This window comes from Nostoc sp. DedQUE08 (assembly GCF_034530895.1).
Taxonomy (GTDB): Bacteria; Cyanobacteriota; Cyanobacteriia; order Cyanobacteriales; family Nostocaceae; genus Nostoc.
This window is the reverse complement of the sequence record NZ_JAVRCD010000001.1, coordinates 144,625-164,979: the sequence shown is the minus strand read 5'-3', so window position 1 is coordinate 164,979 and position 20,355 is coordinate 144,625. Positions and strand designations below refer to the sequence as shown.

Annotated in this window: 9 protein-coding genes, 1 tRNA gene and 2 pseudogenes; 8 read left to right on the top strand and 4 right to left on the bottom strand. The window is 41.4% G+C overall.

The window, feature by feature from the left end; all coding sequences use genetic code 11:
- The first annotated feature begins 385 nt into the window (after nt 1–385).
- Nucleotides 386–6,001 (top strand): AAA family ATPase, encoded by a 5,616-nt coding sequence (locus tag RMY64_RS00645; RefSeq protein WP_322699016.1) that lies wholly within the window; start codon nt 386–388, stop codon nt 5,999–6,001.
- Between the two features lie 184 nt (nt 6,002–6,185).
- Here RMY64_RS00645 and RMY64_RS00640 read toward each other — a convergent pair whose 3' ends face one another.
- Together RMY64_RS00640 and RMY64_RS00635 are read right to left on the bottom strand one after the other, a co-directional pair.
- Nucleotides 6,186–6,680, bottom strand: a complete 495-nt coding sequence (locus RMY64_RS00640; RefSeq protein WP_322669932.1) for a GNAT family N-acetyltransferase — start codon at nt 6,678–6,680, stop codon at nt 6,186–6,188.
- Between the two features lie 163 nt (nt 6,681–6,843).
- Nucleotides 6,844–8,016 carry an RpoD/SigA family RNA polymerase sigma factor gene (locus tag RMY64_RS00635; RefSeq protein ID WP_322669931.1) on the bottom strand — a complete coding sequence of 391 codons (1,173 nt, stop codon included), beginning with the start codon at nt 8,014–8,016 and terminating at the stop codon, nt 6,844–6,846.
- Nucleotides 8,017–8,821: 805 nt separating this feature from the next.
- Here RMY64_RS00635 and priA point away from each other — a divergent pair.
- Together priA and RMY64_RS00625 are read left to right on the top strand one after the other, a co-directional pair.
- Nucleotides 8,822–11,467, top strand: a complete 2,646-nt coding sequence (gene priA, locus RMY64_RS00630; protein ID WP_322699015.1) for a primosomal protein N' — start codon at nt 8,822–8,824, stop codon at nt 11,465–11,467.
- Nucleotides 11,468–12,792: 1,325 nt separating this feature from the next.
- A complete protein-coding gene (locus tag RMY64_RS00625; protein ID WP_322699014.1) occupies nt 12,793–14,991 on the top strand; it encodes an Ig-like domain-containing protein in 2,199 nt (732 codons plus the stop codon).
- Nucleotides 14,992–15,451: 460 nt separating this feature from the next.
- Here RMY64_RS00625 and RMY64_RS00620 read toward each other — a convergent pair.
- A tRNA-Thr gene (locus RMY64_RS00620) sits at nt 15,452–15,523 on the bottom strand.
- A gap of 383 nt (nt 15,524–15,906) precedes the next feature.
- Here RMY64_RS00620 and argF point away from each other — a divergent pair.
- The 3 genes and pseudogenes from argF to RMY64_RS00605 form a co-directional block, all read left to right on the top strand.
- Nucleotides 15,907–16,827, top strand: a complete 921-nt coding sequence (gene argF, locus RMY64_RS00615; RefSeq protein ID WP_322685119.1) for an ornithine carbamoyltransferase — start codon at nt 15,907–15,909, stop codon at nt 16,825–16,827.
- Between the two features lie 216 nt (nt 16,828–17,043).
- A complete protein-coding gene (gene lexA, locus RMY64_RS00610; protein WP_322690154.1) occupies nt 17,044–17,649 on the top strand; it encodes a transcriptional repressor LexA in 606 nt (201 codons plus the stop codon).
- Between the two features lie 96 nt (nt 17,650–17,745).
- A pseudogene (locus RMY64_RS00605) lies at nt 17,746–18,765 on the top strand (DEAD/DEAH box helicase family protein); the annotation flags it as partial.
- Nucleotides 18,766–18,999: 234 nt separating this feature from the next.
- Here the strand turns inward: RMY64_RS00605 and RMY64_RS00600 are convergent.
- Nucleotides 19,000–19,317: pseudogene (locus tag RMY64_RS00600) on the bottom strand (Bro-N domain-containing protein); the annotation flags it as partial.
- 390 nt (nt 19,318–19,707) lie between these two features.
- On the opposite strand from RMY64_RS00600, the gene RMY64_RS00595 reads away from it, so the two are divergent.
- Both RMY64_RS00595 and RMY64_RS00590 read left to right on the top strand, forming a co-directional pair.
- The gene (locus RMY64_RS00595; protein WP_322699012.1) at nt 19,708–19,971 is read left to right on the top strand and encodes a hypothetical protein; all 264 of its coding nucleotides are present in this window, start codon (nt 19,708–19,710) and stop codon (nt 19,969–19,971) included.
- A complete protein-coding gene (locus tag RMY64_RS00590) occupies nt 19,964–20,293 on the top strand; it encodes a hypothetical protein (RefSeq protein ID WP_322699011.1) in 330 nt (109 codons plus the stop codon). The genes RMY64_RS00595 and RMY64_RS00590 overlap by 8 nt, the downstream gene beginning before the upstream one ends.
- Nucleotides 20,294–20,355 lie beyond the last annotated feature (62 nt).

Genomic DNA, 20,355 nt, shown 5'->3' with positions numbered 1-20,355 from the left:
TGATTACCATAAAACTACTGCAAGAACCCAAATTTATTTTTCGTGCAGATCCCTTAGAGGATGTTTAAAAAATCGTAAAGGATGCCAGAAATACCGCTTCCATTTTTTTCCCATTGGCGTCAGCCTATCATCAGACAAGCAAACAGAGGTTTTTAAACCCTCATTTAACCCACATTTACTTGTAGGTAATGGGGTAGAAAGGTTAAGTTTCCGAGGCTTAGAAGTTACCAAAAATACTTTTCAAACATCCTCTGAGATTAATGGGATAGATTCAACTATAGTCGGTTGATTTAGCTCGATCGGGTTTCTCAATTTTTACTAATGAATTGTGATAATTCAAGTTAATTAGGGAAAAATAAACTCAGGTTATCCAATAGCAACTTTTATGCTAGAGAATCGAGTCGATGTTCCCGGCTATCGAATTGGTGAGAGAATTTACACCAGCAGTCGCACTCTGGTTTACCGAGCTTTGCGAGAGAGCGATCAAACTGCTGTTGCGATCAAACTTCTTAAAAATTGTTATCCCAGTCTGATTGAGTTGGCTCAATTCAAAAATCAGTACACAATTACGAAAATCTTAAATGTTCCTGGGGTTGTTCGGATCTATAGCCTGGAAAATTGTCATAATCGACCCGCTCTGATCTTAGAAGACTTTGGCGGAATTTCTTTGAAGGAGTATGCTGACACTTGGAGACAGAGATTCAGAAAGGTAGCAAGTGAAGAAAATATCTCACGCTTTTATCCTGAGTTTTTGAGCGAGTTTTTACAGATTGCAATCGCACTTGCTGATATCCTGGCCGATCTCTACCATCACCAAATCATTCACAAGGATATCAAACCCGCCAATATCCTGATAAATCCGACCACCAAGGAAGTTAAACTCATTGACTTTAGCATTGCTTCACTGCTACCAAGAGTTAACCAACTTTCAACCAGCCCGACTGTTTTAGAAGGAACCCTTGCTTATATCTCCCCCGAACAAACCGGACGAATGAATCGGGGAATTGATTACCGCACTGACTTCTATTCTCTGGGAGTCACTTTCTATGAACTATTAACTGGGCGATTACCATTTCAATCTGATGATTTGATGGAATTGGTGCATTGTCACATAGCGAAACAACCACCACTTTTAGGGAATAGAGAAGAGATTCCCCAAATTCTCTGTGATATTGTCATGAAACTGATGGCGAAAAATGCTGAAGACCGCTATCAGAATGCATTAGGGCTAAAGCACGATTTACAAATTTGTTTAGATCAATTGCAGGAAAGTGGAAATATTATCCCATTTCAGCTAGGGCATAAGGACGTTTGCGATCGCTTTACAATTCCCGAAAAACTCTATGGACGGGAAGCAGAAGTGGCAATGCTACTAGCAACCTTTGAACGGGTGCGCCAGGGAACTTCTGAAATCATTCTGGTGGCAGGTTCCTCTGGTATTGGGAAAACGGCAATTGTCAACGAAGTTCACAAACCGATCGCCCGTCAGCGCGGATACTTTATCAAAGGCAAATTCGATCAATTTAATCGGAATATTCCCTTTTTTGCTTTGGTGCAAGCATTCCGGGACTTAATGGCACAACTGCTGACAGAGAGCGATGCTCAAATTGACCAGTGGAAGACCCAAATTTTATCTACATTGGGTGAAAGTGGTCAAGTGATTATTGAGGTGATTCCAGAACTCGAACGAATCATTGGCAAACAGCCCTCAGTGCCGGAATTATCGGGTACTGCTGTCCAAAGCCGCTTCAATTTGCTATTTCAGAAATTCATTCAAGTATTCACAACTCAAGAGCATCCCCTGGTCATTTTCCTCGATGATTTACAGTGGGCAGACTTGGCTTCTTTAAAACTGATGCATCTGTTGATGAGTGAAGCCAATAACTCTTATTTGTTAGTGATTGGAGCATATCGAGATAATGAGGTTTCTTCTGCACATCCCTTGATGTTGACCATTGAGGAGATGCGTCAAGAGGCGATTACAGTTAGCAGTATTGTCCTTTCTGCCCTTACCGAAGCCGACCTAAATCAACTGATTGCAGATACGCTGAAATATTCAGCAGAACAAGCAATTGCGATCGCCAATTTGGTGTATCAAAAGACCAAAGGTAATCCATTTTTCACGAACCAGTTTCTCAAATCGCTGCATGAAGATGGACTGATCGCCTTTGCCAGCAGAACAGGCGATTGGCAGTGCAATCTTGCTCAAATCCGGGCGCTTTCTTTTACAGAAGATATTGTAGAGTTTGTGGTGCTGCAACTCCAAAAATTGCGATCGCAGACGCAGGATGTTCTCAAACTGGCCGCCTGTGTTGGCAATCAGTTTGATTTAGAAACCCTATCGATTGTCTATGAAAAATCTCCAGCCCAAACCGCAGCAGATTTGTGGCCAGCTCTCAAGGATGGATTAATTTTGCCCGGTGGTGAAGGGTATACATTCTTTCAGAATGAGTCTGTTGTCATAGATGATTTGACAAACGATCGCGGATCGATAACTATTACCTACAAATTCTTCCACGATCGCATTCAACAAGCCGCTTATTCACTAATTCCAGCCAACCAAAAACCAGCAACTCACCTGAAGATTGGTCAATTGCTGTTGAGTAATACCCCGGAAACTGAGCAAGAATTGCTGATTTTTGAAATTGTCAACCAATTGAATCTTGGCAAAGAACTGATTGTATCTGTGCCCGATCGCGATCGACTGGCACAACTTAACCTGATGGCAGGAAAAAAAGCTAAATCTGCTACATCATACCAGGTAGCAATTGAGTATTTAACTACCGGGATTGGTTTATTGAGATCCGACTGTTGGCACACTCAGTATGAATTGGCTCTAGCACTGCACGAATCAGCCGCCGAGGCTGCTTACCTTTGTGGTGCCCACGAACAGATGGAGCAATTGGCTCAAACAGTAATGCAGCAAGCCAAAACTTCACTAGATCAAATCAGCATTTACGAAACCAAAATCCAGGCGTATACAACTCAAAATAATGTAATAGGCGCGATCGCGATCGCTCGCCAGGGAATGAGTCTGTTCGGCGTGGTTTTTCCCGAAACATCTACCCCCGAAGATATTCAGCAAGCCCTTCAGGAAACTGCTGCCTTAATTAACGGGCGTGATATTGCTTCCTTAGTTGACTTACCCCTGATGACGGCAAAAGACAAGCTGGCTGTTAACCGAATTGTGGCAAACGTTGCTCCCGCCGTTTACACCGCCGAACCAAATCTGTTTCCCCTAGTCATCCTGTCACAAGTCAAAGCATCAATTCAGTATGGCAATGCTCCATTTTCTGCCTTCTGTTATGCCGCCTATGGCATTCTGTTAAACGGAATTCTCCAAGATATTGAAAAAGCCTATCTCTTTGGCAACCTGGCTTTGGCATTAACTGACAAATTTAATATTACTGACATCAAACCTACTGTATTTTATGTTACAGGTGCTTTTATCACCTATTTGAAGTCTCCCCTACAAAAATCTTTACAGCTGATACTGGAGGGCTACAAAATTGCTCTGGAAACTAGGAATGTATATTACGTTGCCTTCAATACGAAAGACATCTGTCAGTATTCTTATTTTTTGGGACGAGAACTGAAATCGTTAGAGGAAGATATCCGCGCTTACTGTCATGTTTTGGAAAATTTTAGGCAAGACATGGTTCTTAACTACTGCCGTGTCTTCTGGCAAACAGTTTTGAATTTGCTCGGCAAGGCTGAAAATCCCTGTATTTTAACGGGTGAGGTACTTGATGAAGCAAAATTTTTGACTCAAATGCATAATGCGAATGACTTGGTGGGGCCTCACTACTTCTGGCTACACAAGTTGATTCTCTGTTATTTGTTTGAAAACATCTCTCAAGCAGTGGAAACAGCTGCTCAAGCTAGAGTTTATCTAGTTGCAGGCACGGGCTATGCTACTGTGCAGATGTTTTATTTTTATGATTCATTGACGGCTCTGGCAGAATATTCTACAGCTACGGGCGATCGCCGAGAAATATTACTGGAGCGGGTGAGAGAAAACCAGGAAAAAATGAAGACATGGGCGCACCACGCACCCATGAATTATTTGCACAAATTTGAACTAGTGAAAGCCGAAGAATGCCGAGTGTTGGGACTGATGGCGCAGGCTGTGGATCTTTACGATCGCGCGATCGCTGGGGCAAAAGTCAATGGATACATTCAAGAAGTTGCCCTCGCCAATGAATTGGCTGCCCGATTTTACTTGGAATGGCACAAAGAAACGTTGGCGTACCACTTTGTAGAAGCAAGTTACGCGCACCGTTCCCCAGGAAAGCACACGGAAGGTATGGCTCAAATTTACTTGATGAATGCCTATTACAGTTACCTAAAATGGGGAGCTGTAGCCAAAGTCAAACAGTTGGAGAGCCAATATCCTCAATTCTTGGCTATGAGCCTTCAGGAGGAGGAAAATCCTTCTACAGACCTTAGCCTCACCACTACAATCGGATTCACACACACTAGTTCCAGTGGGACTGAAGCGTTAGATTTAGTAACGGTGATGAAAGCCTCTCATGCATTGGCTGGAGAAATTGAGTTAGAAAAGCTGTTGACAACCTTGATGCAGGTTGTAAGCGAAAATGCCGGGGCTGAAAAATCAGTAATTTTGCTGCTTCAAGAGGATAATTGGGTGGTTGCAGCTCAAAGAAGCAGCAAAGCGATCGTCGAAGAGGAGCGATCTATGCCTTTGCATGAAAGCCTTGGGGGAAATCTGCACTCATTGCCTCTTTCAGCCAGTCAGGATATTCCTAAAACGGTGGTGAACTATGTATCGCGTACTTCCGAAACCTTAGTGCTAGATGATGCCCGCAAAGAAACCACCTTTGCCAACGATCCCTATATTATTCAATGGCAACCTAAAAGCTTGCTATGTACGCCTATTCACAATCGCGGCCAGATCGTTGGCATCCTATACCTAGAAAACAGTTTGACGACTGGAGCCTTTACCCAAAACCGTCTTGAAGTTTTGCGGCTGCTCACAGTACAAGCTGCCATCTCGCTGCAAAATGCCATGTTTTATAACAATCTTGCCGTAGCAAAAGCCCAACTAGAGGATTACAGCCATACCTTGGAGCAAAAGGTAGAGCAGAGAACTTTTGAGTTGAATGATAAAAATCAGCATCTCTCGGAAACTTTAGAACAACTGCAACACACCCAAAGCCAACTGATTCAAACTGAAAAAATGTCTTCATTGGGGCAAATGGTGGCAGGTATCGCTCACGAAATTAACAACCCGATTAACTTTATCTATGGCAACGTCACCTATACCAATGAATATTGTCAAAATTTGCTGCACTTGGTCGATCTGTATCAACACTACTATCCTCAACCATTTGCTGAGATTCAAGAAGAACTAGAGGCCATAGATTTAAACTTCCTCAAATCTGACCTCCAAAAATTACTGCAATCAATGAAACTAGGAGCAGATCGCATCCGCCAGATTGTTCTTTCTCTCCGCAATTTCTCGCGCTTGGATGAGGCTGAAATGAAAACTGTCAATCTTCATGAAGGTATTGACAGCACCTTGTTAATTTTACAGCACCGTCTAGAAGAGAAAACATACCGCCCCGCAATTAATGTGATTAAGGAATATGCCCAACTACCTGAAGTAAATTGCTACGCCAGTCAGATCAATCAAGTATTTATGAATATTCTTAGCAATGCTATTGATGCATTAGATTCATTATTCACAACTGAACATACACAAACAAAAATCCCCACCATCGAAATTCGTACCAAAATGACTGAGGCTGATACAATAACCATTCAAATTGTAGATAATGGGTCTGGTATGTCTGAAAAGGTGAAGCAGCATTTATTTGACCCATTTTTTACAACAAAGCCTATTGGCACAGGAACAGGCTTAGGATTATCGATTAGCTACTCTATTGTAGAAAAACATCGGGGACGACTAAGTGTAATCTCGGAGGTAGGAAAAGGAGCAGAGTTTTCCCTCTCTATCCCATCAAATTCAGTAAAGTGAAAAGTTCTAAGATCGGGTTTAGCACGTCAGAGTAATGGCATCTCAATCAAGCTTGACTTTTTGTAATTAAAAATTAAAAATGTAATTTTTTACAACACAACCTATAATTTAACAGTATCTTTTTCCGTGAAAAAAATTTAAAGATAAAACAAGATAAAAATTGTCTTGTTTCATCTTTCAATTTTTATTTAACAGATCCTAACTGAGTAAGCGCATGTTCTGTAACACGACAAATTCGCCAATCATCTAATATAGAGGCTCCCATACTACGGTAAAATGCTTGGGCTGACTCGTTCCAATCTAAGACACTCCACTCTAATCGCCCACAATCACGTTCTACAGCTATCTGAGCGACTTTAGTCAACAGAGCCTTACCAATACCTTGCCTACGATATTCTGGTAAAACAAATAAATCTTCCAGATAAATTCCCGGCTTAGTCAGAAATGTTGAATAATTATGAAAAAACAGCGCAAAACCAACAGCTTGACCCGCAGATTCCGCTAATATTGCCTCTATATATCTTTGCGAACCAAATAAATGCTCCTGAAGTGCTAGAGCATTGCCAGTAACAGCGTGAGATAATTTTTCATATTCTGCAAGTCCCTCAATTAATTTAAACAATACGCTGCAATCGGCTGCTTGGGCAAAACGCACAATCAAATTGCTATCCGAAGTCATTCGTCTATAGTCCATAGTTTATAGTCCATAGTCTATAGGCAACTGGGCAATTTTTTTTGAGTATTGACTAAATAAGAGCCGAAAAACGCTACAAAACGCTTGATTTTTGCGAATTGCAAAGCTAATTAAGTTTCAGATTGCATCTCTATCTTGAGCAATGAGATTAAATCAACCAACCTTTTAAGCGTTTGGCTATGTGAGGACGGCGCAATTTCCGCATGGCTTTGCTTTGAATTTGACGCACTCGCTCGCGAGAAAGATTGAACATATTGCCAACTTCTTCTAAAGTACATGGTTCGCTGGTTGTCAAACCATAACGCAGAGAAATCACATCTTTCTCTCGTGGAGTTAACACATCACCCAAAACTTCCCAAATCTCCTGACGCATCATGTTTTCATTCATTTTTGCTTCAGGAGACAAGTTATCTTCATCTTCTAGCAAATCCATTAATTCCGTGTCTTCTTCTTTACCGACGCGGTGGTTGAGAGAAAGTGCTTGTCGTCGTAGCTGTTGTAGCTGACGTAGTTGTTGCACGCTAATCTCTAAATATTCTGCCATTTCACCTTCGGTAGGATTACGACAGAGTTTTTGTTTGAGTTCCCGTTGGGCTTTTTTTAGCTTGTTAAGCTTTTCGACAATATGAATTGGTAGTCGAATTGTTCGCGCATCGTTAGCGATCGCTCTGGTAATCGCTTGTCTAATCCACCAATAGGCGTAAGTAGAAAACTTATATCCTTTATCGGGATCGAATTTTTCTGTAGCACGATTTAAACCCATTGCTCCTTCTTGAATTAAATCCAGAAAAGGCACTCCCCGATTTAAATATCGCTTGGCGATAGACACTACCAATCTCAAGTTAGAGCGAATCATTTTGCGTTTTGCTACTCTCCCTTGATACAAGCGATTTTCTAGTTGCTTTTCCGTCATCCCTAACTCAGAAGCCACTTCTAATTTGCTAGCTTCATGTTCCAGTTTTAACTCTAAAGCCGCTTGTATTTCTCTAAATTCCTCTATAAACCTAACTCGCCGCGCTAACTCTACTTCTTCATCAGCTTTTAAAAGCGGATAACGTGCCATTTCTTTAAAAAATGCGCCGACAGCATCATCATGTTCGGTTTTGTTGTATCCTGAAGGACGAGCCGCCGCCATGTCATCTCCATCGCGTTCGTCCGATTCCAGATTTTCTACTACAATTGGAGATTCTTCTTCTGCCACTGCATTTAAACTATCGAGTGATGGTTCTTCGATATCAGCAGCATTCTCCAGTATTTCCATTTTTCCCAATTCAACAATATTCATATTTTCCTTTAGGGATTGTTGCTTTGTTTGGTACATAATTCATTTACACCTACTCGTTTGAGGCTTGGTAGTTTTCCCTAATGGACGATGCACCCGTAAAGAATAGCGAAATATAAGCTGATGCTAATTTGTCTACAGAAATAAAAATCGGCATCTACCTAGTATTTATAGGTTACACTTATATACAACCTATAACGAAACTGACCTTAGCACCCAATAAAACTTTTTTTTAGATTCCCAACAGATATATTCTTCATTTTTTTCGGAATTATCAAATATGTCAAACCCCCCTCAAACTTTCTCAACCTTAACAAATATAAAAATTTCAGCTAATCATCCAAATATCTTAAAGTTTCATATATTTTTCTAAATATTTATAATGTTTTAGGCGCTGGAGTCCACTGTAGAAAAGGAATACCTACTAATGGGTTTACGCATTCCCGATTTGATTTCCAGTTACCTACACAATCCAAATTACAAGAGTAAGAGCTTAATTTCGATCTGATATTACTTTGTATAAAAGCATCTCATATACAGAAAGGGTTGAATATCTACCGATAGGCGGAAAAAGGCTACTCCATATTTAGTAGATAGAGTAACTGTTGCAGCAATAGCCGACATGCTTTTATTTGTATAGTGGGCACCAAATATTTATTGCATATATAGTTGATACGAATTTGTCTAGTAGATTACATAAGAGGAAAATTATCAAGTATTATGAAGAATAACAGTATTGAGAAATACCATTTAAATTTAAGAAAGCGAAAAACTAAAGTTTAGTTAGCTAGGTTGATTTTGACCAGCTATGTGAAGGAAATATTTAATTATAAAATCAGCAAGTATGTATATTAATGACATAAAAATATCTCCTTTAGTGGTAAGTGAACCGAGTGAATCATATAAGTCAGGTGAAACTGTTAATCGGTGGGTTGAAGTATTGGTAGACTGTCCAGGAAGTACAGGACTATTTACTTATCGATTGCCAGCCCAGTTAGAAATCAAACCAGGGGATATTTTGAGCGTGCCATTTGGGGCGCAACAATTAGGAGCGATCGCGATTCGATTACTGGCACAACCCAATATCGATTTACCACCAGAAAAAATCCGGGAAGTAGAAGATATAGTCAGCGTTGGATTTTTCCCAAGTGCTTACTGGGAATTACTCAACCGAGTTGCTGCATATTACTATACGCCGTTGATTCAAGTAATCCGGGTTGCTCTGCCGCCAGGGTTACTGGGGCGATCGCAGCGTCGTATCCGCCTGGTTGGTGGGAGAGGGGCAGGGGAGCAGAGGGGCAGGGGGGCAAAGGGGAGTAGTTATTTACTGGGATCTGCCGATCCTTTAGCTTTTTTGACTCCAACTGCGCGGCAAGTTTGGGAACTTTTACAAGGGCAACCAGCGGGGGACTACAGTTTTGTTTACCTGCAACAAAAAGTCAAATCTGCTTATCGGGGAATTCGGGAATTATTGCGATTTGGTTTAGTAGAAAGCTACTTAGAACCACCACGACTAACTCGACCAAAATTGCAAAAAGCAGTTACGCTCACAGGTACAATTGACCAAGAGTTAACTACTCGCCAACGAGAGATTTTAGAAGTGCTGCGGCGGCGTGGTGGCGAGTTATGGTTAAATGAGTTCTTACAGATTTGTAAAACAACTACCCCTACCCTGAAAGGGCTAGAGGAAAAAGGCTACATCGTCATCGAAGAACGGGAAGTTTTGCGAACCGAACAAGGCCCAACTTTAGTAGGCGATGGTGCTAAATCTTTAACTACAGCTCAAGCTAGTGCCTTAGCGACAATCCAGACATTAGATGAATTTGCTCAAGTTTTATTGCATGGGGTGACAGGTTCAGGAAAAACCGAAGTATATTTGCAAGCGATCGCACCTCTTTTCAATCAAGGTAAATCTGCCTTGGTTTTAGTCCCAGAAATTGGACTCACACCGCAGCTAACCGATCGTTTTCGCGCTCGTTTTGGTAATAAAGTCAGCGTTTATCACAGCGCCCTTTCAGATGGTGAACGTTATGACACTTGGCGACAAATGCTTACCGGAGAACCCCAAGTTGTCATTGGTACTCGCAGCGCCGTTTTCGCCCCTTTGCCCAACTTGGGTTTAATTATTTTAGATGAAGAACATGATAGCAGCTTTAAACAAGATTCCCCCATACCCACCTACCATGCCCGCACTGTTGCCCAGTGGCGAGCCGAATTAGAAAATTGCCCTTTGGTGTTGGGTTCCGCTACGCCTTCATTGGAAACTTGGGTAAGCGTGAGGAGGCAGGGGAGCAGGGGAGCAGGGGAGCAGGGGAGCAGAGGGGCAGGGGGAGAATTCGTAACTCCTCACTCCTCACTCCTAACTCCTAACTCCTCACTCAGCACTCAGCACTCAGCACTCAGCACTCATTATTTAAGTTTGCCTGAACGCATTAATTCTCGCCCTTTACCGCCTGTGGAAATTGTCGATATGCGGCAAGAGTTACAACAGGGAAATCGTTCTATATTTAGTAGATCGCTGCAAACAGCTTTAGAAGAGTTGCAAGAAAGAAAACAACAGGGAATTTTATTTATCCATCGCCGGGGACACAGTACTTTTGTTTCTTGCCGCAGTTGTGGATATGTGTTGGAATGTCCGCACTGTGATGTGTCGCTGGCGTATCACCACACCGAAGAAAAAGCGCCAGAATTATTGCGGTGTCATTATTGTAACTATGCGCGATCGCACCCCAAATTTTGCCCTGATTGTAGTTCCCCTTATCTAAAATTTTTCGGTAGCGGTACTCAACGGGTAACGCAGGAACTAGCAAGGCAGTTCCCAGAGTTGCGCTTGATTCGTTTTGATAGCGATACCACCCGCAATAAAGGCTCCCATCGTACCCTACTTACTCGGTTTGCCAACGGCGAAGCAGATTTGTTAGTCGGTACGCAAATGCTCACTAAAGGTTTAGATTTACCACAGGTGACACTTGTGGGTGTTGTCGCCGCCGATGGATTACTAAATTTATCAGATTATCGCGCCAGCGAACGAGCGTTTCAAACCTTGACTCAAGTCGCTGGACGTGCTGGTAGAGGTGAAGATCCCGGTAGAGTGATTGTGCAGACTTATACTACAGAGCATCAGGTAATTGCAGCAGTGCGATCGCACGATTATCAATCTTTCTCTCAAGCTGAATTGGAACAACGCCAAGCACTCAATTATCCTCCATACGGGCGGTTAATTTTGTTGCGTTTGAGTAGTCTCGACCCGATTCAAGTGCAAAATACAGCGCAAGTTATTGCTACAGCCTTGAGTACAGAAGAAGAATTCGAGATATTGGGCCCAGCACCAGCGAGTATTTTACGAGTAGCTAATCGTTATCGCTGGCAAATATTGATTAAATTTGCCCCTGATGCCTTACCGCGATTACCAGATTGGGAAGAAGTGCGATCGCTTTGTCCTTCATCTGTAAGTTTAACTATTGATGTAGACCCGTTAAATATTATGTGATCGTTATGCGATCGTAAATTACTACCCCACCCAGTTGCGCACTGATAAATAAAGCTGATTTGCTTAGTAATTAAGTTAATCTCTGCATAATCCACCTTCAGATAGATGAGTGAATTAAAATATCATATTATTACAAAGGTAAGTATAAATATTGAAAAATTTTTCCTGATTTACTGTCAAACTTATATCATGTTCGGCTGATTACTTAATAAAATATCTCCATGTTCGTGTTGGGTTTCATTATTGTTAAACACAACATAAATATGGATAAAATGTTGGGTTTTGTTTTGCAAAGGCCATTTGCTTGGTTGTCGGGAAACCCCAGATGTTCGCGGTAGCATCTTTAAGAGTTGCTGTCCTATTGGCTACCCTTACAGGGAAGCAAGCTACGCCTAGCGTCTCCCTTTGTGAGAAGAGAAGGCTTTACGCTGCACTATTGCCCTTACTGGTTCCCCAAACTATAGATATTACAAACATTCAACTAGCTTGATATTACTTTTGTATTAACAGCACTGATAAAAATGAACTCTGCCAGCACCAATTCATATCGTATCCATTTAAAGACTTATCATTAAGACGGCAAGGGTTAGGGGGAAAAGAGTTTCCTGATTTTTGTACAGATGTGGGAATTATAACTAATTAGGCGGACATGATATTAAGGTTGGTTTACGGTAATAATTTTGAAGATTTATTGCTTTTTACGTAATCATGCTGTGCCAAGTTGAGGCATTAGAAAGTTCCCCTATAATTCTCTGAAAAACAAGTTCAGTATTGATGTATAAAAAGTATTTAATAAATACTTTTTATACATTCTGGAGAAATGAGTTCCCTAAGACTTGCGGTCATTACGTTCGTTTATAGCTAGTGAAAGATTGCCAAGAATAATCATTGCAGATACTTGGCCGAATGGCACGCTTGTTAACGGCAAACCCATTATATATAAGGCTTTTGGGTGTGGGGTGTGGCTGAGTGGGTGTAGTCAGTCAGAAATTTATTTGTATCCCCACTCATATTTACTAGAAACAGGGTGTGGGGTGTGGGGTGTAGGGTGTAGGTTTAAAGCCTCGCCCCACGCGCACGAAAAATCCTTATTTCGCAAGGCAGGTAAAAGCCCCACCCGGAGTGTCTGTCTTAATTTCCCTACACCCCACACCCAATACAACCTGCACCCTGTTCACTTTTCTTGATTTTTCCCTACACCCAACACCCTACCCCCAACACCCTGCCCAGACGAGCTTTCAGCTTTACAAGCGTGCCATTCGATACTTGGCCAATGTTAATGGACTACTCACTTATCAACTATGAACACAACGGCAAGGCATACTATGATTTACAAGATTAAACCCAAAATACTGGTATTAGCAATTGTTCAAGGGATTGCTTTTCAACCAAATAATGCTCCTGTACCATCTGGGTATATTAAAGATATCGGTCAAGCCTACAATGATACTAGAGGTTTTGGTTGGGTGCGTGAAGATAGCTTAGGCAATAGTACACCCACTCCCCTTGATATCCAACTCAATACACGCGATCGCAACCAAAGTGGCATCGATCGGCGGCTAAATAGACTGATTCATCTGCAATATCCTCCTAGCAATGCGGGAACAGGAGTCACGATACCTGCTGCTTGGGAATATGCCCTATCTAATGGTTCGTACAATGTGACTGTTAGCGTCGGTGATGCTATTAACAGTGTAAATAGTAAGCACCAGATCAATATAGAAGGGACGGCTGCTATTTCTGGCTTTGTACCAACGGCAACCAAAAAGTTTGCCGCAATTACCCGGATTGTTAATGTTGCCGATGGCAAGCTCACAATTGATGCTAAAGGTGGTAGGAATACTAAACTCAACTATATTGCGATCGCACCAGGTAATCGTCCCTCGATCAGAATGACCAATCCCAATGATGGTCAGACAAACGTGTCGCCAGATATCTCGATTACAGCAGACCTAAATCTCCCTAACAGTGGGATTGCGGTTAATACTATTTCCGCCTCAACCATCAAGCTGATCGATAGCACTACTAATACACAAGTCAATGCCAATTACAACACTTCCGGTGGTGGAGATGTGATTGTAGTGTCTCCGATAAATCGTCTCAAGAACAATACCAAATATTTGTTACAAATCAGTGACGGGGTTAAAGATAGCAATGGTGCTGCATTCTTACCCTATAGCATTAGTTTCACAACAGGCTCTTTTGTGAACCCAGTAAGCAATATTACTTTCGAGCAAATCTCACTAGCGAATGTACCTATCAAACCTTACACCACAGTATTGATTGGGCCTGACAATAAACTCTATGCTGCTACCTTATTAGGTGAGATTTTGCGTTTCCCGATTAATGCTGATGGCACTCTGGGTACGCCACAAACGATTTCCTCATTGCAGACTGCAAATGGTGGTAATCGAACGATCGTTGGTATGCACTTCGATCCCTCATCAACAAATGCTAACAACCTAATTCTATGGGTAACAAATAACTACTATTGGAATGGAAAAGCTGATGCGCCAGAGTGGAGTGGTAAGATTACTCGTTTAAGCGGTACTAATCTAGAGACAGTAAAAGACTATGTAGTTGATTTACCGCGATCGAGCCGGGATCATCTAACCAATAGCATTGAATTTAAGCCCAATGAGCCAAACGTGCTCTATGTGTTGCAGGGTAGTAATAGTAGTACCGGCGCACCAAACACTGCCTGGAGTAATCGTCCTGAGCAGTTGTTAACTGCTGCTGTATTACGAGTTGACTTGTCCAAAATCACCTCACCTCCTTTAAGCGTTAAGACGGAGGATGGAGGTACTTATAACCCCTTTAAAGCGGACGCGCCTGTAACTATCTTTGCTAGTGGTATACGTAATGCCTACGATCTGGTTTGGCATAGCAATGGTCAGTTGTATGTGCCAACGAATGGTTCAGCAGCTGGTGGCAATACGCCAAATACACCTATCCCTTTACCTCTTGCCTGTCACAACCGGATTGATAAAGCTACTAATGGGGCATATACTAGTCCATCTGTGCCTGCTCTTAGCAGTCTAGGCACGCAGCGAGACTTTCTGTTTCGCGTTGTTAAAAATGGTTATTATGGTCATCCCAATCCGAAACGTTGTGAGTGGGTGTTGAGTGGAGGAAATCCTACAGCTGGTACAGATCCAGTTCAGATAAGTGAATATCCCATTGGGACTCTACCTGACCGGAATTGGAAGGGTATTGCCTTCGATTTTGGAGAGCATTTTTCACCTAATGGTATTATTGAATATCGTAGTCATGTTTTAGGTGGTCAGCTGCAAGGCAAACTGCTGGTGACACGCTTCAGTTCAGGGAAAGACATCATTGTGCTAACACCAGGTGGCGCAAAGTTGGATATTATAAATTCCCAAACGGGTATTAGTGGTTTCACTGGTTTTAATCCAAGTCCATTGGATTTGGTTGAGAATCCCACGAATGGAAATCTCTACGTAGCGCAACTCAGTCAAGAGACGGGCATGGGCAAAATTACACTTCTGCGTCCACTTAATTAATATCAGTACCGAGCGATCGCAATCAATTCATGCTTGTAGCTGGGCTGACTTTTCACGACATCTGGAAAACCTCTCTCTAAATCTCTCTCCTAAAAGGAGAGAGACTTTGAATTTTGCTCCTTCCCTGGTCGGGAAGGGGGTTAGAGGGTTAGGTTTTTGGTGGACTTTTCCACATAACGTGAAAAGTCAGGTACTTAGAAAGGGTTTTTACTGAAACTGCAAGCATTTATGTTTGCATTTACTCTTTAACAAGCATCGATCTCATAAGTTAATTTTTGTACTTTTATAATTCACTCCAAATTACGGTTGCATTCTAGCGCGACCATAAACTTTTTATATGCATTTATCTAAATCAATGGTTACGAAGCATTCAGAATTTTATAACCCGCAACTTGGGTTAATTATGATGTTGATACTTAATTCCAAACAATTCGGCGACACTAATTTGCGAATGTACTAAAGCCAGCAGCGGGATTTGAACTCGCGACCTTCCGATTACAAGTCGGATGCACTACCACTGTGCTATGCTGGCAAGTCTGACGATTACTCTTAAATTAGCAACCACGATTTATTATTGTACCATAATCCATTTATTTGTCTAGCTGTAAATTCTAAAAAATATCTGCTTCATCCTAAATTAAGTTAAAAGACCAGAAATTTTAGCAATATCGCTGCTTTTGTCGGTTTAAATGGTTGTTCTGGCGTTGCCATTGTGATGAACCAGAAACAATTAGGCATTCTGAATCACTGATAAAGTTGATAAATTAATATTTATAGCAAATTTATAGCAAAAGCTAACTCAAATCCTGGGCTGAACCCAAAAATACCTGGTCAGTTCTAAAACTATATTTTCTTGGCATGGCACGGCTGAATAAAGGAACAGAAATATATAATTATTTTTTAGAGATTACAAGCATGGCAGCATTGCTCGGACGAGATTTATTAAGTCTAGCGGATATCACTTCTACTGAACTTCAAGAACTCTTGCAATTGGCAACTCAACTTAAATCACAACAGTTGAAGTTGCAGTGTAATAAAGTTTTGGGGTTGTTGTTCTCCAAAGCTTCAACTCGCACACGGGTAAGTTTTACTGTGGCGATGTATCAACTTGGTGGGCAGGTAATCGATCTCAATCCTAATGTCACTCAAGTTAGTCGCGGGGAACCTTTGCAGGATACGGCGCGGGTGTTAGATCGATATCTGGATATTTTGGCAATTCGTACTTTTGCACACCAAGATTTAGAAACTTTTGCTCACTATGCCAAGATTCCGGTGATTAATGCGCTTACTGATACAGAACATCCTTGTCAGGTATTAGCGGATTTATTGACAATTCAGGAAACCTTTAATACCCTTGCTGGGTTAACTTTGACCTACGTGGGCGATGGGAATAATATGGCTAATTCTCTGATGTTGGGCTGTGCTTTGGTGGGGATGAATGTCAGAATTGCCACTCCTAGCGGATACGAGCCAGATTCTCAGATTGTAGAACAAGCAAGAGCGATCGCTAATAACAAAACAGAAGTCCTCGTCACTCACGATCCAGAATTAGCAGCTAAGGGTTCTGCTGTACTTTACACTGATGTTTGGGCGAGTATGGGGCAAGAAGCCGAAGCAGACAATCGGATGCCAATTTTTCAACCTTACCAAATTTCAGAGCAGCTATTAAGCCTTGCTGACCCAGAGGCAATTGTTTTACACTGCTTACCAGCCCATCGTGGTGAAGAAATTACCGAAGCTGTTATTGAAGGTTCTCAATCACGAGTTTGGGAACAGGCAGAAAATCGCCTGCACGCTCAAAAGGCTTTGCTTGCTAGTATTTTAGGGGCAGAATGAAAGGAGTTAAGAGTTAGGAGTTAGGAGTTAGGAGTCAAAATAGTGAGTGTGCAATTGGCTCCTAACTACTTGCTGGTAAAAATCCGAAATAAATGGGTAAGAGAAAAGAGAATATTTTTACTTTTGCCTTTCATAATTTTTACTTTTCTCTTGTTATGGGGAGTTTTTTGTAGTACTAATGTTCTAGAGACATTTATAATTACTTCTCGGAAATTTATGGAACGTCTAACAGAAGCTCAACAAGAACTTTACGAATGGTTAGCAGAATACATCAAAACGCACCAGCATTCGCCTTCAATTAGGCAAATGATGCAAGCGATGAACTTGAAGTCACCAGCACCAATTCAAAGCCGTTTAGAGCATTTACGCACTAAAGGATATATTGAATGGACTGAAGGACAAGCGCGAACGATTCGGATTTTGCATCCTGTAAAGCAAGGTGTACCAATTTTGGGCACGATCGCTGCTGGTGGTTTAATAGAACCGTTTACTGATGCTGTAGATCATTTAGACTTTTCTAATTTCGATTTACCTCCCCAAACCTACGCTTTGCGGGTAGCTGGCGATAGCATGATTGAAGATTTAATTACTGATGGTGATGTGGTATTTCTGCGTCCAGTAGCAGAACCAAATCATTTAAAAAATGGTACTATCGTTGCCGCCAGAGTTGATGGATTTGGTACGACATTAAAACGTTTTTATCGCCAAGGCGATCGCGTTACCCTCAAACCAGCAAATCCTAAGTACAATCCCATTGAAGTCATGGCTCAACAAGTGCAGGTGCAAGGTTCTCTCATTGGTGTTTGGCGCGGTTACAACTGAGTAATGGGGACTGGGGACTGGGAAAGATAAATACTAATGTCCAATGTCCAATGCCCATTAATTAGGGTTCGTTACCATCTTTGTGCTTAACATTTTATGTACCTGACGAAAAATTCAGTGCAGCAACTGCCCACTTTCCGATTGAAATTACCATTTACAAGGGAAAGTAAGGGCAGTTATTACACGCAACCATTACCAGGATGCCCAAGAATGCCTGTGTCTCTGCAATTGCGGCAATATCAGCGTCAAGCGATCGCTAGCTGGTTTACCAACAATGGCAGAGGGACGCTGAAAATGGCTACTGGTAGTGGTAAAACTATTACTGCATTAGCGATCGCTTGTGAATTATATCAGCAGATTAATTTACAAGTTCTGGTGGTGGTATGTCCCTACCGCCATCTCGTTACCCAATGGGCGCGAGAATGCGAAAAATTTAATTTGCAACCCATTTTAGCTTTTGAGAATTTACGCACTTGGCAAAGTCAACTTTCTACCCAAATTTATAATCTGCGTTCTGGTTCTCAACGGTTTATCACGGTGATTACTACGAACTCCACTTTAATTGGAGATGGATTTCAGTCTCAACTCAAATATTTTCCCGCCAAAACTTTAATTATTGGGGATGAAGCGCATAATTTAGGCGCACCCAAGTTAGAAGAAAGTTTACCGCGTAGTGTTGGGTTGAGACTAGCTTTATCTGCGACACCAGAGAGGTATTTTGATGATTTTGGGACGCAATCTTTATTTGATTATTTTGGCCCAGTTCTGCAACCGGAGTTTACTTTGAGGGATGCGATCGCTCAAGGTGCTTTGGTACATTATCTGTATTATCCGGTGTTGGTAGAGTTAACTGAAGCAGAAAGTATTGCCTATTTAAAGTTAACTAAAAGAATTGGGCGATCGCTTCTTTATCGAGATCGAGAAAATGGCGAAGCGGGATTTGAAGATAATGAAGATTTAAAACCGTTATTGATGCAAAGAGCAAGATTAATTGGTGCAGCAGAAAATAAATTAACAGCCTTGCACGAATTAATGGCGACTCGCCGCGAAACTACTCATACTCTTTTTTATTGTAGCGATGGTTCCCAAGAACCATCTAATTCAACGTTAAATCAGTACTTTCAGCCCATAAGTTAATATTTTCTGCTAATTGTCTAGTATTTAACAAGTTTTAGTACATTTGAACTACTGATGTAAGTGATTTATCTATCTAGTAATTTTCTATTTCAAGTATAAATTACTACTTAATGTTGATGCTCAACAGATGCTCAACCTTTTTGAGTGCAATTCTGCAAGCCTTGCTTTCTGTGCTTCACTGGGTAACGATAACTGAGGTTTGGCGATCGCTGAGTAAGTGCCTGTCTTGCGGATAGCTGGTATGACCTCTGACGTGAGCCACTTTTTAAAGCGCTTTGCTTGTGCCTTGCGAGAAGTGAGAACAAGCGAATACAAGCCTGACTCGTTAACACAAAGCGTCTCTCTACCTTGACCTGATGTATGTAATGTATACATCAGCTTTTCGTCATCATCCAGTTTAGCGATCGCCTGACTGACATTCACTATATCGAGTACTGTGCATAAATCACTGGCTACCCACCACGGTTCATCTGCTGTACCCACAAACCGTATTTCGTGTGACTCAAAACTGAAAACTGATAAATTTGCCATTTTCCTTGTGTTGTAAATTGTGTGTTGATACCCTGGAAAATGGGTGTCACTTTCGATGACATCTTAGGTGACACCTTAGATGCTACCTGGGATAACACCCAAAAAAGTAGGGTATGTAGCAGAGGAATTATCAGCGTCCAATGCTTGAGAGTGTAAAAATTTAGAGAAATATTATAAACAAAGCGAATAACTCTTGTAATCCAGTCACAGCAGACATTGTGGCTTATCTTCTTATTTATAACAGATAAATAGTTGACGCTTTTTATTTATCTGTTATAAATGATATATACCAAGCACAGCAAGGGATTTAGAGATTCATCACTTCCATAGCGCTGTCGTTGTTGGGTATAAACCACTGTCACTTGAAACTACTGTCATTGAGAGGAAGTTATGAACTCGCCAGGGTACAAATTTAAAACTATTCAGTCCCAAGCACTTCAATTAAGTATCGAGTCTACAAGGCTTGCTGCTCTTGTTATGGGCTTAACGGATGAAGAGGTAACACCTCAAACAATAATTGAAAACTTTACCGAACTTGATGAGCGCTATAAAGCACTAAAAAATCGAATTGAAGCAGTCCAAACAAGCATTGATAACGGACACGACCCAGACCGACATTTATTCGCATACGAGAAGGAAGAAAACAATGCCTAGAGGTGTTCCAAAAACAGGCACAAGGAAGCCGGGTTCAGGTAGAAAGAAGAAGTATGCAGGAGAGGTAATGCAAAAATATGTCCCAATCTCTATTGCTGACAAATTAGATGATATCTACCTACTTTTAATTGACTTAGAGAAAGAGGTTGATATATGGGAAAGAACTTGTGAAGAGAAGATCACATCACCACGCTATGAGCAAGCCCGTAAACTTGTTTCAGTGCTTAGATTCCTTCTAAACAGACTAGGTATCGATACCACTAACATTTACGCAGACAACCAAGAACAAGAAAGACCTACTGAGGAATTGCGATCCCAGTAAGTCTTGTAAATGATTGATTTCTCTAGTTCGTTAATTCAAATTCCCCTTTCATAGTTACCAGC

Coding starts and splice junctions, on each gene's coding strand:
- RMY64_RS00645 (WP_322699016.1), top strand. CDS start 386: ATGCTAGAGAATCGAGTCGATGTTCCCGGCTATCGAATTGGTGAGAGA.
- RMY64_RS00640 (WP_322669932.1), bottom strand. CDS start 6,680: ATGACTTCGGATAGCAATTTGATTGTGCGTTTTGCCCAAGCAGCCGAT.
- RMY64_RS00635 (WP_322669931.1), bottom strand. CDS start 8,016: ATGTACCAAACAAAGCAACAATCCCTAAAGGAAAATATGAATATTGTT.
- priA (WP_322699015.1), top strand. CDS start 8,822: ATGTATATTAATGACATAAAAATATCTCCTTTAGTGGTAAGTGAACCG.
- RMY64_RS00625 (WP_322699014.1), top strand. CDS start 12,793: ATGATTTACAAGATTAAACCCAAAATACTGGTATTAGCAATTGTTCAA.
- argF (WP_322685119.1), top strand. CDS start 15,907: ATGGCAGCATTGCTCGGACGAGATTTATTAAGTCTAGCGGATATCACT.
- lexA (WP_322690154.1), top strand. CDS start 17,044: ATGGAACGTCTAACAGAAGCTCAACAAGAACTTTACGAATGGTTAGCA.
- RMY64_RS00595 (WP_322699012.1), top strand. CDS start 19,708: ATGAACTCGCCAGGGTACAAATTTAAAACTATTCAGTCCCAAGCACTT.
- RMY64_RS00590 (WP_322699011.1), top strand. CDS start 19,964: ATGCCTAGAGGTGTTCCAAAAACAGGCACAAGGAAGCCGGGTTCAGGT.